We start from the raw sequence: 13,489 nt of genomic DNA on the forward strand, positions 1-13,489 counted from the left end.
ACCTTGAAATTGGATGTTGTAATTTCGGCTGATAGTCAGGTCGTTGTATCTCATGAACCTTGGATGGGTTGGGAAATTGCCACTTCTCCACAAGGAATTTCGCCCGATACTACCACCGAGAAAAATTTCAACCTGTTTAAAATGACTTATGCTGAAATTAAACAGTGGGATTGCGGTAGTAAATTACACCCACGTTTTCCATACCAACAAAAGATGAAAACGTACAAACCTCTTTTGTCTGAAGTGTTCGAAAAGGTAGAGGCATTTATTAAGGAACATAAAATTCAAGGAATACAGTATAATATTGAAATTAAATCCAGCCCGGATCAAGACCATATTTTTCATCCAAATCCAACAACCTTTTGCAAACTTGTTACGGATGAAATAGAAAAGGCCGGACTTGAAAATCGTTGTGTTATTCAGAGTTTTGATATTCGTAGCCTTCGGGTAATGCATGATTTTCACCCAAAATATAAACTTTCCTTGTTGGTGGACGAATTGGAAAACCCCAAAGCGAAATTGGCCCAATGCGGCTTTTCGGTCGAAGTGTTAAGTCCAAGTTACACGATGGTAACCCCCGATTTGATTGGATTTTGCCATCAGAAAAAGATGAAAATTGTTCCTTGGACAGTAAATGAAGAAGAAGAAATGAAGAAATTAATAGAGTGGGGCGTAGATGGAATTATTACCGATTACCCCGATTTAGCAGTCACACTTCGTTGATTATCAATATTGAATCTGCCTTTATTCGAAATCTGGTATTGACTAATTTCTTTCATCTGAATTCAAGTGCTTTTATAAATTCCGAACAACATGAAACCAATAACAGAAGAGGGAAGTGGCTTTTATTTGGCGATAGAGGATGAAGATTTGATGGCCATTGAAACCATGGCTCGTATTATTGTTCCGGAGGTGTATGGCGCTTATGTGGAATTGGAAAACTGTGAGCAATTTATCCATCGATTTCAAACCGTAGCAGCTTTAAAAGAGCAAATTCAATCGGGTTACGAATACTTTCTCATTTATTCGAATGGCATTTGCCAAGGGTATTTTGCGCTGGTTTATCAGCCAGACAGAGTTTTGTTGAGTAAACTGTATTTGCTATCCGAGGCAAGAGGAAAAGGAATGGGACAAATGGCTATGGATTTTTCCATTTCTGAAGCAAAGAAGCGTGGATATAAACGAATTGACCTTATAGTAAATCGTCAGAATGAAGGGGCGATAGGGTTTTACCAACGCAATGGCTTTTCCATTGTAGAATCGCTTGAACATGATTTTGGAAAAGGCTATTTGGTGTACGATTACCGAATGAAAAAGGAGTTAGATAAGTAAAGTTTGCTTAAAATACTCCAACTATTCCTAATCCAAGATATAACTAGTCATGTAGAAGAACAGGTTGCCAGTTTTTTTCAGGGGCATCCACAATTCCTTGCAGTGTTCTGATAGACCCCTTAGCAAGTTGGATTAGAAATGAAAGTTTGAGGTTGGGTCTCGGGCAACGATAGAGGCAAGTAGCCCACAGGCGAACGCGGCGCTAGCCAAGGGCGACGAGGACTACAGCCGATAGCGTGACCCGAACGCCCATGCAAGATGCTTTGGGTGTCTTGCAAAACTAGGGTAAGGCGGAGGGGGCCCGCATAAAAGAAATACTAAAAATAGACGTTTTATCCCGCCGGAATATAACAGACTACCCCAATTATGAATCGCTTAAAGCAGCTTTTATTTCCTTTTTACGCTTACCAATTTTGCTTAACAAATTTTTACCGCTTACCACTTGGGCGGTTAGGGCTCCGGCAATTAATGCTCCACCAATACCAACTGAAACTACATCTTGTCCGGTTAAATATAAGTTTTTTACCGGGGTTCGAGGCCTTAGCTTATTCATACGGAATCGTTCGGGCGTATGATCCAATCCATAAATTTCGCCAAATTCATAGGCTGCAAAATGTTTAGTGGAAAGGGGAGTGGACAATTCATAAAAAGCAATTTTACCTTCAAGAGCCGGAACAACTCGATACAAATGGGTCAATAATCGTTGACTAAATTCATCTTTTAGGGCTTGATATTCTTCGCCTCGGTGCATCCATCTCTCATTTTCCCATGGTGAAAACCAGGAATATGGTGCCACCGTAATTATTTCAATCGTACTCTTGTTCGGATGCTGTTTTTTCCACTCCGGATCTTTGGCCGATGGAAAGGAAATATATACCACCGGAAATTCAGAGGATCGATCCTTTTCAAACCTAGCCTGGGTGGCATCGTGGTCCGGATCAGGATAAATCCAAAAGTTTGCATTTCCGTCTAGATAAGGTTCTATATCTTCCTCAACTCCAATGTATAAACAAACGTGCGAAGGCGAATTGGGTACCTTGCCCGGAATACCAACTTGGGCCCCAAATTCCAAAGGAAGCAAGTGCTTGTAAGTTAAATTGGCTCCGGCATTGCTAATAATTTTCCCGGCTTTAAACACATGTCCATCTTCCATTTTTACCCCAACCGCATGACCATTTTCAACAACTATTTCTTTCACTTTGGCATTTACCAGCACTTCTCCACCCGCTTTTGTCAGCATGGGTAGCATTGCATTGGCAATGTTTTTTGCCCCTCCAACCGGATAGGCTCCACCACCTAAATAATGTTTCACCACCATGGCATGAATGGCGAAACTGCTTTTTCCGGGTGTACAGCCATAATCGCCAAATTGAGCAGTTAAAACCCCTATCAATTCCTTGTTTGATGTAAGAGATTGCAATACTTGCAAGGTGGTTTTGTCGCTGTATTTTAGAAAATTCCTTCGTAAAAAGTAACCAATTGTATTCGATAAAACCGGATGAAGGGTTTTGTCCATGAAATAAAACAAGGCAGAGTTAGCTACTTTGTAAACCAATTGAATGTATTGGTCAATCGCCTTTTCTTCGCCAGGAAATTCCTTCTTTAAATAATCCTTGAAATTATTGGTCCCTTTCGGAAAATTAAATTGTCGTCCGGCAATAATAACTTTATCATATATATCGCTCATTTCGTGCCAGTTAAGACTTCCATCCGTAACTGCATCGAACATAATTTTCAAAAAGCTTTGTGGTCTGTTTACTTCACCAATGTAATGGATTCCCACATCCCATTCCCAATCGCCTCGTTTAAACATATGGGTAAATCCGCCGGCTGTATAATGTTGTTCCAGCATTAGCACTTTGTAACCATCTTGCGAAAGAAGTGATCCGGCAGCCATTCCTCCAATTCCTGATCCGATAATAATGACATCAAAAGGAGTTTCCGGCTTAAAACGTTTGTATGATTTGGGTTTGAACATGCATGGCTGATTTCTACAAAAGTAAACCTGTTTAAATAGGAAACAAGGGGTTTGTTGTTAAAAAATGCAAGGTATTCAGTGAAGGTTTGCTTTCAATTTCTTTGTTTTAATTCTTATTTGGCGGTTCCCATTCGCCAATTATTGGAGTGCAATTTTATTGGTTTAACAAGGCTCATGGTCGGGCTTTCGGCGGTAGTCCTCGTCGCCCTAGGCTAGCGCCGTTGGTCTCCTGTGGGCTACCTGCCTCTATCCCTAACCGATCTAAACCCGGGCCATCTTTGTTCTTTAGTAGAGTTTTACAGGAAAAGAGTTTATTAATGCAGAAGGTGTTCTGAAAAAAGTAAAAGGCCGCAGATTTATGGTTATACCGAGTTAGTGTTAATTAATGCCAAGGTTACAAACTCTACTTAAAAACCTTACTAACCCTATCTCGAACCTAAGCTTAAAATTCCAATGACAATTTTTCATTGTTTGCTAATTCCTGCAATTGGTCATTAATAAGGTACTTTCGGTAAAAAATGGCGTGAAAATAATACCAAACATTTGCCTCGAAACCCGGTTCGATAGTTCTATTGATTCTTTTGTGTTGGATTCAAAAAAAAAGACCTTCTTGTTGAAAGTCTTTTTTTTTTGAGGCTGAAAGGGTTTATAATTCAGCTTTTATCTTTTCTGCTATTTCTTTTAATTTTTCTTGGCTCAAACTAAGTTTTGGTTTCGAGAAGTTCATGTCCGAAACCTGATTCATTGGGATGAGGTGAATGTGAGCATGTGGTACTTCTAGTCCAATTACAGCTACACCAACTTTAGTGCAAGGAATTGCCTTTTTAAGTGCGATGGAAATTGTTTTGGCAAATTGCATCAAGCCTTGGTAAAGTGAATCATCCAAGTCGAAAAGGTAATCGACCTCTTTTTTAGGAATAACCAAAATATGTCCTTCCACCAAGGGGAAGACATCGAGGAAGGCAAGGTAATCCTCGGTTTCGGCAATTTTATGGCAAGGAATTTCTCCGGCTACAATTTTGGAAAAGATGCTGGCCATTATTTGCTAATTTCCAATACCTCGAATTTTATCACTCCTGCAGGTACTTTTACATCTACAACTTCGCCTTTTGCTTTTCCGAGTAATCCTTTGGCAACCGGACTTTCAACTGAAATTTTTCCTTCTTTAAAATTGGCCTCTTTTTCCGGTACTATGGAATAAGTAATGGTAGAACCGTTGTTGTGGTTTTTTAATTTTACCACAGTCAACAAGGAAACTTTGCTTAAATCTATTTTGGATGGATCAATCACTTTGGCATTGGCAACTGCATCTTCCAATTTAGAAATTTTAAGTTCCAATAGGCCTTGGGCCTCTTTGGCTGCATCGTATTCAGCATTTTCGCTTAAATCTCCTTTGTCTCTTGCCTCTGCGATTTGTTTTGAAATGCTTGGGCGCTCAAAGGTTTTTAATTGGTGGAGCTCGTCTATCAATTTTTGGAGCCCTTCTTCGGTCATATAGTTCATAGCCTAAACGTTACGGTTGATACATAAAAAGAAGAATCCCGAAAAATTCCGGGATCCTTTGTGAGGTCAAAATTAAAGATTTTTTTAAATAACCAAAAAAACTTGCAAGGAATTAGCTCAATTTAGCTAGGGTGTTTTTTATTCTTTCAATAGCCTTTCTTAAGTTTGCTTCAGAAGTTGCATAGGACAAGCGAATGCAATTAGGTTCTCCAAAGGCATCCCCTGAAACCGTTGCCACATGTCCTTCATGCAATAAAAACATGCAAAGTTCTTCTGCATTTTGAATGGTTTTTCCTTGGTAAGATTTTCCGAAATAGGAAGAAATTTCAGGGAAAAAGTAAAAAGCGCCTTCCGGTTTATTGCACTTTAACCCAGGTATTTCACTTAGAAGTTCAAAACACAAATCACGGCGTTTGTGAAATTCCTTTGTCATGCCTTCGGTTAAAGAAGGAGGTGAATTAAGGGCCGCAATAGCTGCCATTTGACTGATAGTGGAGGTGCCGGAAGTAATTTGACCTTGCATTTTGTCGCAGGCTTTGGCAATCCAAAGTGGAGCACCAATAAAACCTAAACGCCAACCAGTCATGGCATATGCTTTCGATAATCCATTTACAGTAATAACCCTGTTTTTCAATACCTCGCAGCGTCCAATGCTATAGGTCTTTCCGCTGAAATTGATATGTTCATAGATTTCATCCGATAAAACCAATACTCGTTCGTGTTTTGAAACCACTTCAGCAATAGCTTCTAATTCCGATTGGCTGTAAACTGAACCGGTAGGATTGCAAGGGGAACTGAAAATAATCAGTCTGGTTTTTGAGGTAATCGCTTGTTCAATTTGACTTGCGCTAACTTTGAAATCACTTTCAATTCCGGCTTTCACCATCACCGGTGTACCTTCAGCCATTTTTACAATTTCGAGGTAGCTAACCCAGTAGGGTGAAAGGAGAATAACTTCATCTCCTTTGTCAATCAAGGAAAGTACAACGTTGGCAATGCTTTGTTTTGCTCCGGTGCTAACCACAATTTGTTCCGGGCTATAATCCAAATCATTTTCACGTTTGAATTTTTCAGAAACTGCTTTTCTCAATTCCAAAAATCCGGCAATTGGAGGATAATGGGTAATATTTTCATCCAATGCTTTTTTGGCAGCTTCCTTAACGTGATCCGGGGTGTTGAAGTCGGGTTCGCCTAAACTTAAACTAATTACATCAATACCTTGGGCTGTTAACTCACGACTCAACCTAGCCATTGCTAAAGTTTGAGATTCGCTTAGTCTATTAAGCCTTTCAGATACTTTTTCCATTACAGATAAACTAAAATTTCGAGGCAAACGTAGGCAAATTACTCCTTGCAATTGCAAAAAACTGACGAAGGTTTCTTATTCGTACCATTTCAAAAAGGGAAATTATTGTGGAAAGACGGTTAATATTTTATCCTTCGATTGAAGAGTGGGTGTTTTTCATTACCTACCTTTATACCATGGTTCCAAAAGAAGAAAAGTTTAGACTTTATTCTTAGAACCAAACATCCATACTATTGTTATAAGGTGTTTTTTAGTTCCTGTTTATTGTAAACTAGTACAGGTAAAAAATGAATTGTAGCCGGTATATTTTATTAATTAACTTTCCCCAACATTGTCATCAATGAAGCGATTTTTTATACCACTTTGCCTATTCTTTGTCACCCAAAATGCCTGGAGCCAAACCGATTCCGTACCACAATTGATCGTGGTGAAGGATACCCTGGCAGAAATGGAAATTGTAGCCATGAACGCCTATAACGATGGCGTAAAAGCTTATGAGGCCGGGCGAATTAAGGATGCCATTCAGCATTTTGATAAATCAATTTCTTTGAAACCAAGTTTTGAAAAGGCTTGGTTTAATCGGGGAAAAGCGAAAGAAGAAAACAAGGATTATTTGGGTGCCATTGCTGACTATACCAAAGTGTTGGAATTAAATCCTTCAAATGATTTGGCCGTTTTTAGCAGGGGTGAAACCTATTTGAAATCCGGATTGAAAGATGGGGCCATGAAGGATTTTAATACAGCAATCCTATTAAATTCGGAAAATCCCACATATGTTTATTTCAGAGGCGTTTTAAAATTCGAACAAGGCGATCATAAAGCGGCATTAAATGATTTTACTGCCGCCATTCAAGCAGATCCGAACTATGTATATGCCTGGAATGACCGAGGAAGTGTTAAAAGGCAACTAAATGACCTCGAAGGTGCTATTTCGGATTACAACCAATCCATTAAATTGGATCCTAAACTTGCTTTTGCCTATAATAACCTGGGTTCGGCCCTAAGGCAAAAAGGTAAATATGAACTTTCTATTACTGAATTTTCTAATGCCATACGTCTCAAACCGGGGTATAGCGTTGCTTTTAATAACCGGGGCAGTGCCAAGTTTGATCAAGGTGATTATGCCGGTGCCATCGAAGATTTTAACCAAGCATTAAAAATTGACCCTTCCTATGTGATGGCATTGGTTAATAGGGCTGCAGCAAAACATAAAATGAAAGACTACAAAGGATGTATAGAAGATTGTACAAAGGCAATTGAACTTCAAAACACATCGGCCGCAGCTTACTTAAATCGGGGGATTGGTTACGAAATGGATCGAAAACAAGATAAGGCTTGTGAAGACTGGGCCAAGGCTGCATCATTGGGATTGAAAAATGCTCAACAATTTCTTAATGATTGTGACAATAAATCGGATTTGGAAGAAAAATACAAATTGAGGAAATAATGAAAAAGTACACCATAGCACTTTTCCTGATCGGATTAAACCTCGTTTCTTGGGCACAGAATGTTGATTTTACCAAGGAGAATTTTCCTAATGATAAAGATGGTTTGAAGGAGGCGCGTAAAAGCTTCGAACAGGCATCGGATTTGTTTGAAAAAGGAAAAGCGTTTTATTCAAAAGCCATTGAATTGTTTGAAAAAGCTAATTCATTTAATCCAAACAACGCCGAACTTCATTACAAATTAGGTATTTCCTACCTATGGTCAGGTTTTAAATCTAAATGCCTGGTTCATTTCCAAAAGGCCTTTCAATTGAAACCTGATTTTGTTGATATTCATTATTTTCTAGGTAGAGGTTACCACTTGAATTTAGAACTAGATAAGGCCATCACAGAGTATAAACTGTTTCGGGTTGAGATTCAAAATCAGAAAAAATCAGGAGATAAACAATTGGAAGTAAATAAGTTAATCCAGGAATGCGAGTATGGAAAGGTGTATGTCAAAAACCCGGTAAGAGTGTTTATTGATAACTTGGGTGATGTTGTTAATTCCAAATATTCCGACTTTTCACCATTAATTTCCGCCGACGAAAGCATTATGTATTTTACTTCAAAAAGACAGGGTTCCTTAGGAGATCCGGATAGTGAAACCGGGGAATATTTTGAAGATGTATATGTGACCAGAAATGTAAATGGGGTTTGGACTAAACCGGTTAATTTAGGACCGCCCATTAATTCCGATTACCACGATGCAACTGCCGGTTTAAGTGCGGATGGACAGAAATTATACCTATTTGATGGAACAAGCAAAAATGGAGATATCAAATATTCTGAATTAAAAGGGAAAGATTGGGGAAAGATTCGAAATCTGGAAAAGGATATCAACACCAACGAAAGGGAAACTACTGTTTGTCTTAGCCCCGATGAAAATACCTTATTTTTTGTTAGCGAAAGGGAAGATGGCAAAGGTGGAAGGGATATTTGGATTTGTAAGAAAGACAAAAAAGGCAGATGGAATGATGCCTTTAATGCAGGAAGTATTAATACTCCGTATAACGAAGAAGGGGTTTTTATGCATCCGGATGGTAAAACGTTTTATTTCTCAAGTCAAGGTTTTACCAGTATGGGTGGTTACGATATTTTCAAAACAACCTATGATGCCACAACAAATACCTGGACAACTCCGGAGAACTTAGGATACCCGGTTAATACCCCTGACGACGATGTGTTTTTTGTTTTATCTGCCAATAGTAAACATGGCTATTATGCCTCATTTTCAACCAATGGCTATGGGGAAAAGGACTTGCTAAAAATTTCTTTTTTGGGTCCTGAAAAACCGCTGATTTTGTTGAATGAAGATAACCTGATTGCCAGTAAGGCCCAACCCCTTAGCAGCAAGTTCGTTGAACCGATAGTTAAAGTAGAAGCGGTGAAGGTAACCTTATTAAAAGGTATCATTTCTGATCAGTTGACTTTACAACCCGTTGAAGCTGAAATTGATTTGGTTGATAATGTTAAAAATGAAGTAATTGCTACTTTTAAATCCAATGGAAGTTCAGGGAAATACTTGGTATCCTTGCCAAGTGGTAAAAATTATGGGATTGCTGTAAAACATCCCGACTACCTTTTTCATTCCGAAAATTTCGATGTTCCGGCAAATTCCGATTATCAGGAAATTGAAAAAAATATCGCATTGAAAAAGGTGGCAGTTGGAGCCAAAATTATACTTAGAAATATCTTTTTTGACTTCGATAAATCAAGCTTGCGTCCGGAAAGTACAGCTGAATTAGAACGCCTTATTGCTTTGTTAAGTGAATTGTCGCACATGCGTATTGAAATTTCAGGACATACGGATAACAAAGGTTCTGATGAGTACAACCAAAAATTGTCGCAAAGTAGAGCAAAGGCCGTTGTTGATTATCTGGTAGCCCATGGCATAGACGCTAAACGCTTGGAATTTAAAGGGTATGGTGAGGCACAGCCAATTGTGGAAAATGAAACGGAAGAAGGTAGGCAATTAAACCGTCGTACGGAGTTTAAAATATTGGAAAAATAGCCACATGAACGAATGCCTGGTATCTACGCCACTAGGTGATTTATTGCTACAGGAAAATGGGCAAGGATTAGAAAAGGCTTGGTTTGTGGAGAATTACCAAACTCGTTTTTCCGATTCCCAATTTTTAAAAGAAGCTGCACAGCAATTTGTGGAGTATTTCCATGGGAAACGCACCCGGTTTGACATAGCCTTGCATCCAATTGGAACAGATTTCCAAATCAAGGTTTGGAACGAACTTCTGAAAATTCCTTATGGGACTACCATTAGTTATTCAGAACTTGCCAATCGACTGGGCAATCCTAAAACAATTCGGGCAGCTGCATCAGCCAATGGTAAAAATCCCTTGGGAATTATTATACCTTGCCACCGGGTAATTGGCTCCTCCGGTGATTTGGTTGGCTATGCCGGTGGATTACCTCGAAAAAAATGGCTGCTTCGACACGAAGGATTTGATAAACAAGAGACCTTGATTTTTTGAAATTGTTTCTGAAGTAAGTCAAAAACTCTGCTTGAGCTTCATTACTGCCGGTTTCTGCCGGCCCAAATTTAGCCGCATAAATGGGCTTGTTGATTGGGTTAAACAGTATAATTCCTGATTCAGCCTAGGTTTTCCTGTTTGAATTGTAAGAATAACCAAGAAAAAATAACCAAAATCAGTATCATAAATGACTTAAACCCTTTGCCTGTTCAGTAATTATTCTAAGTTTGCATCCGAAAAAATAAATACACTCATGAGTACCATTGCAGGCATTCAAGCCCGTCAAATTCTTGATTCCAGAGGAAATCCAACGGTTGAAGTAGATGTAATAACTGATTCCGGAGCATTTGGGAGGGCCGCTGTGCCTTCGGGTGCTTCTACCGGTAAACATGAAGCTGTTGAATTACGGGATGGAGATAAAGGCCTTTACTTAGGAAAAGGAGTGTTAAATGCAGTAAACCATGTAAACACAGTTATTGCTGAAGAACTTCAAGGATGGCCGGTATTTGACCAAAATGGATTGGATGCCAAAATGTTGGAACTGGATGGCACTGACAATAAAAGTAATTTGGGTGCCAATGCCATTTTAGGTGTTTCCCTGGCTGCTGCTAAGGCTGCTGCTCAAATTTCAGGACAACCTTTGTTTCGGTATGTAGGTGGGGTAAATGCCAATACCTTGCCAATTCCGTTGATGAATATTTTAAACGGTGGAAGTCATGCCGATAATTCCATCGATTTTCAGGAATTTATGATTATGCCGGTTGGCGCAGATCGCTTTTCGGATGCTTTGCGAATGGGAACTGAAGTTTTTCATCATTTGAAAAATGTGTTGAAATCCAAAGGTATGAGCACCAATGTGGGTGATGAAGGTGGTTTTGCTCCAAACCTGAAATCCAATGAAGAAGCTATCGAATCTGTTTTACAAGCCATTGAAAAAGCAGGATATCGCCCGGGTATTGACATTTACATCGCTATGGACGCCGCCTCGTCGGAGTTTTATTTAGAAGATGAAAAGGTGTATCATTTTAAAAAGTCGGATGGACGTAAACTTAGTTCTTCCGAAATGGTAGCCTATTGGAAGGACTGGACCTCCAAATATCCCATCTTATCCATTGAGGATGGATTGTTTGAAGACGATTGGGATGGATGGAAATTGTTGACTCAAACCATAGGCGACCGGGTTCAATTGGTTGGGGATGATTTGTTTGTAACAAATGTTAAACGATTGAAACAAGGTATCGATACTTCCGTTGCAAACTCGATTTTGGTAAAAGTGAATCAGATAGGGTCGTTAACAGAAACAATAGATGCGGTAAGCATGGCTAAAAACGCAAGTTATACGAGCGTTATGAGCCACCGCAGCGGTGAAACAGAGGATACCACTATCGCAGATTTGGCTGTAGCCCTGAACTGTGGTCAAATTAAAACAGGTTCTGCCAGCCGAAGCGATCGGATTGCTAAATACAACCAATTGTTACGTATTGAAGAAATGTTGGGTAACAATGCGGTTTTTCCGGGAAGAAATTTTAAATTCATTAAATAAATAGACATCAAACCCATTTAGTCTAAAGCGTATGGAAGAATTAAAGAGGAAATTTGCAGAGAAGGCCTTGCCAATGGCCGTTGAAACTAAGCAATTTATTAAGGAACATGGAAATGTAGTTATTGGCGATATCACCATCGATAAAGTTTATGGTGGTATGAAAAGTATGATTGGTTTAGTGACTGAAACATCTAAACTGGACCCGGAAGAAGGAATCCGTTTCAGAGGGTATACTATCCCTGAACTAAGAGAAAAATTACCAAAAGCAGTTGGTGGTTTTGAACCTTTGCCCGAAGGTTTATTTCTATTGATGCTATTGGGTGAAATTCCATCGCAAGAAGATGTTTTTGCCTTAAGCAAAGCATTAGCCGACCGCAGCGATGTACCCGATCACGTGTTCAAAACCCTGGATGCATTGCCTATCGATACGCATCCAATGACTCAGTTTAGTATAGGTGTTTTGGCTTGCCGAACCGAAAGTGTATTTTCAGCTCGCTATGATAAAGGTTTGAGTAAGAAAGATTATTGGGATGCAACATTCGAAGATTCCTTGAACCTGATTGCTAAATTACCTCGTATTGCTTCCTACATTTACCGAAGAACGTATAAAAACAATGTGCAAATTGAACCAGATAAATCTTTAGACTGGGCAGCCAATTTTGCTCACATGATGGGATATAATACCCTGGATGTGAAAAGGTTAATGCGTTTGTATTTAACCATTCATGCCGACCACGAAGGAGGTAATGTATCTGCTCATGCTACTCATTTGGTTGGTTCAGCTCTCAGTGATGCCTATTATTCTTTTTCAGCCGGTATGAACGGTCTTGCAGGTCCTTTGCACGGTTTGGCAAATCAGGAAGTGATTAAATGGTTGTTCCAAATGCAGGACGAAATTGGTACCAAAACTCCTTCTAAAGAACAAATTGCCGACTATGTGAAACAAACCTTGGCCAATGGAAAAGTGGTTCCGGGTTATGGCCATGCTGTTTTGCGTAAAACAGACCCTCGCTTTTCTGTTCAACAAGATTTTTATCGCCGTTACATTGGTCAGGACGATTTATGCGAATTGGTTGGCATTGTATATGAAGTGGTTCCGCCTATTTTGGAGGCTACCGGAAAAATTAAAAATCCTTGGCCAAACGTAGATGCTCATTCCGGTGCCTTGTTGGTTCATTATGGAATAACCGAATACGATTTTTATACCGTTCTATTCGGAGTTTCCAGATCATTGGGTGTATTGGCTCAATTGATTTGGGATCGCGCTTTAGGACATCCGATTGAACGTCCAAGTTCGGTTACTACCGAGTGGATGCGCAAAAAAGCCGGATTGTAATCTTTCCTTAATTTTTATAATTAGCCGTTTCCTTTTTTGGGACGGCTTTTTTATTTTTTGGAAACGTAGCTTGGAGGACTCGAATGGGCTGCATCCCTGCTATCGGCTATAGTTTGCGGTGTGCATTTTCTTATTTTCGTATAAAAACCTGTATACTCTGCTTTCTAGTGCATTTGTATTCCGCAAAGCTATTTGCCTCTATCAGGTTTAGGGTAAAATCTGTTTGCTTTCAATCTTTGCTTCATCGGTAAATGTTCGACCATTGCTGTTTTGCAATGCCTTTTGTTAATCCGAAACGAAGTGAACAAATGACAAGCGCGATGGGATGTGGGATGATTTGGGTTAACCCCGAGCTAGTGTTAGTTAGTGCTGAGGTTACATTATGTTAGGGTTAATAGACAAATTTCAGGCTGTAAATTGCTGTATCTGTTGCTGTGTATAGCTTTGACGCATTTGAAAGGTTATGAATAAAAAAAGTGCCTTCATTGTTCCAGCTCAATCCTTAAGAAAAATGG

At 39.4% G+C, this 13,489-nt stretch carries 11 protein-coding genes; 7 read left to right on the forward strand and 4 right to left on the reverse strand.

Going from position 1 to position 13,489, the window contains the following annotated elements; all coding sequences use genetic code 11:
* Both K1X82_12570 and K1X82_12575 read left to right on the forward strand, forming a co-directional pair.
* On the forward strand, positions 1 to 723 hold a 723-nt coding region (locus K1X82_12570), incomplete at its 5' end, for a glycerophosphodiester phosphodiesterase (protein MBX7182940.1).
* 90 nt (positions 724 to 813) lie between these two features.
* Positions 814 to 1,332, forward strand: a complete 519-nt coding sequence (locus tag K1X82_12575) for a GNAT family N-acetyltransferase (GenBank protein ID MBX7182941.1) — start codon at positions 814 to 816, stop codon at positions 1,330 to 1,332.
* Between the two features lie 364 nt (positions 1,333 to 1,696).
* Here K1X82_12575 and K1X82_12580 read toward each other — a convergent pair whose 3' ends face one another.
* The 4 genes from K1X82_12580 to K1X82_12595 all read right to left on the reverse strand — a co-directional run bounded on the left by K1X82_12580 (position 1,697) and on the right by K1X82_12595 (position 6,119).
* Entirely contained in the window at positions 1,697 to 3,310 is a 1,614-nt protein-coding gene (locus K1X82_12580; GenBank protein MBX7182942.1) for an NAD(P)/FAD-dependent oxidoreductase, read from the reverse strand.
* A 646-nt stretch (positions 3,311 to 3,956) separates the two neighbouring features.
* Entirely contained in the window at positions 3,957 to 4,349 is a 393-nt protein-coding gene (locus tag K1X82_12585) for an HIT family protein (protein ID MBX7182943.1), read from the reverse strand.
* The gene (gene greA, locus K1X82_12590; protein MBX7182944.1) at positions 4,349 to 4,813 is read right to left on the reverse strand and encodes a transcription elongation factor GreA; all 465 of its coding nucleotides are present in this window, start codon (positions 4,811 to 4,813) and stop codon (positions 4,349 to 4,351) included. The genes K1X82_12585 and greA overlap by 1 nt, the downstream gene beginning before the upstream one ends.
* Positions 4,814 to 4,925: 112 nt before the next feature.
* Positions 4,926 to 6,119: a pyridoxal phosphate-dependent aminotransferase gene (locus tag K1X82_12595; GenBank protein MBX7182945.1), complete on the reverse strand. Its 1,194-nt coding sequence runs from the start codon at positions 6,117 to 6,119 to the stop codon at positions 4,926 to 4,928.
* Between the two features lie 340 nt (positions 6,120 to 6,459).
* On the opposite strand from K1X82_12595, the gene K1X82_12600 reads away from it, so the two are divergent.
* From K1X82_12600 to K1X82_12620, 5 genes are all read left to right on the forward strand, one after another.
* Positions 6,460 to 7,566, forward strand: a complete 1,107-nt coding sequence (locus K1X82_12600) for a tetratricopeptide repeat protein (protein ID MBX7182946.1) — start codon at positions 6,460 to 6,462, stop codon at positions 7,564 to 7,566.
* The gene (locus K1X82_12605) at positions 7,566 to 9,617 is read left to right on the forward strand and encodes an OmpA family protein (protein ID MBX7182947.1); all 2,052 of its coding nucleotides are present in this window, start codon (positions 7,566 to 7,568) and stop codon (positions 9,615 to 9,617) included. The genes K1X82_12600 and K1X82_12605 overlap by 1 nt, the downstream gene beginning before the upstream one ends.
* A gap of 4 nt (positions 9,618 to 9,621) precedes the next feature.
* The gene (locus K1X82_12610) at positions 9,622 to 10,095 is read left to right on the forward strand and encodes a methylated-DNA--[protein]-cysteine S-methyltransferase (protein MBX7182948.1); all 474 of its coding nucleotides are present in this window, start codon (positions 9,622 to 9,624) and stop codon (positions 10,093 to 10,095) included.
* Positions 10,096 to 10,348: 253 nt separating this feature from the next.
* Entirely contained in the window at positions 10,349 to 11,638 is a 1,290-nt protein-coding gene (gene eno, locus K1X82_12615) for a phosphopyruvate hydratase (GenBank protein MBX7182949.1), read from the forward strand.
* 31 nt (positions 11,639 to 11,669) lie between these two features.
* Positions 11,670 to 12,974, forward strand: a complete 1,305-nt coding sequence (locus K1X82_12620) for a citrate (Si)-synthase, eukaryotic (protein ID MBX7182950.1) — start codon at positions 11,670 to 11,672, stop codon at positions 12,972 to 12,974.
* The last annotated feature ends 515 nt before the right edge of the window (positions 12,975 to 13,489 follow it).

The organism is Bacteroidia bacterium, from assembly GCA_019695265.1.
GTDB lineage: Bacteria > Bacteroidota > Bacteroidia > JAIBAJ01 > JAIBAJ01 > JAIBAJ01.

Bases quoted from the DNA above. Each gene is read 5' to 3' on its own strand.
- eno (MBX7182949.1), top strand. From the start codon at position 10,349: ATGAGTACCATTGCAGGCATTCAAGCCCGTCAAATTCTTGATTCCAGA.
- greA (MBX7182944.1), bottom strand. From the start codon at position 4,813: ATGAACTATATGACCGAAGAAGGGCTCCAAAAATTGATAGACGAGCTC.
- K1X82_12620 (MBX7182950.1), top strand. From the start codon at position 11,670: ATGGAAGAATTAAAGAGGAAATTTGCAGAGAAGGCCTTGCCAATGGCC.
- K1X82_12610 (MBX7182948.1), top strand. From the start codon at position 9,622: ATGAACGAATGCCTGGTATCTACGCCACTAGGTGATTTATTGCTACAG.
- K1X82_12580 (MBX7182942.1), bottom strand. From the start codon at position 3,310: ATGTTCAAACCCAAATCATACAAACGTTTTAAGCCGGAAACTCCTTTT.
- K1X82_12595 (MBX7182945.1), bottom strand. From the start codon at position 6,119: ATGGAAAAAGTATCTGAAAGGCTTAATAGACTAAGCGAATCTCAAACT.
- K1X82_12575 (MBX7182941.1), top strand. From the start codon at position 814: ATGAAACCAATAACAGAAGAGGGAAGTGGCTTTTATTTGGCGATAGAG.
- K1X82_12585 (MBX7182943.1), bottom strand. From the start codon at position 4,349: ATGGCCAGCATCTTTTCCAAAATTGTAGCCGGAGAAATTCCTTGCCAT.
- K1X82_12600 (MBX7182946.1), top strand. From the start codon at position 6,460: ATGAAGCGATTTTTTATACCACTTTGCCTATTCTTTGTCACCCAAAAT.
- K1X82_12605 (MBX7182947.1), top strand. From the start codon at position 7,566: ATGAAAAAGTACACCATAGCACTTTTCCTGATCGGATTAAACCTCGTT.